Here is a 559-nt window from a genome sequence, read left to right on the forward strand (position 1 = left end):
GCACACACCTTCTTCTCCGCCATCTGCATCGCAGCCAGTGTCACCTTCTATCTCAAAGAATGAGTCCTGACCCTAGACATAGAAAAACCCGGCCGCCTAAGCGACCGGGCGAGTTTGTCATGTAGGAAGGAAGAGCCGCGCTCACTGCGGCGTTGGCATCCTACGCAACCTGGGCGCGAAAAGATAGGCTCTTTCGCGCTTTATCGGTCGGTGTTAATCCATGGATACAACTGAATTCGGCGGCTGCAGCGCACCCTGCGCAATTCCGGGCGAGGGTTGAGGTGCCCCAATACTTCGGGGTGTGATTATCGTAACACCTTCCTTTACCGCCCGCGGTTGATGAGACATCTATTGGCAGCCTACGCAGCGATTGCGACGGCTGAAAGCTGGTGCTGCCTGACTTGAGCGGGAGTTTGGTAATTGAGCCGCTGGATGAGCCAGGTGGTGTTATAGATGTCACGGAAGGCGAGCAGCGCGAGCCGGAGTTCTTCGACGGTGGCGAAGGTCCGGATCCAGAGCAGGTTTTCCTTGAGCGTTCGGATGAAGCGCTCTGCGCAGC

1 protein-coding gene is annotated in these 559 nt (G+C 57.1%); it reads right to left on the reverse strand.

Going from position 1 to position 559, the window contains the following annotated elements; genetic code table 11:
- Positions 1-359: 359 nt before the first annotated feature.
- Positions 360-559, reverse strand: a 200-nt coding sequence (locus GSQ92_RS16285; RefSeq protein ID WP_159013693.1) for an integrase core domain-containing protein, incomplete at its 5' end; no start/stop codon positions are given.

It is taken from the genome of Acidisoma sp. S159 (assembly GCF_009766125.1).
In the GTDB taxonomy this organism is placed as follows: domain Bacteria; phylum Pseudomonadota; class Alphaproteobacteria; order Acetobacterales; family Acetobacteraceae; genus Acidisoma.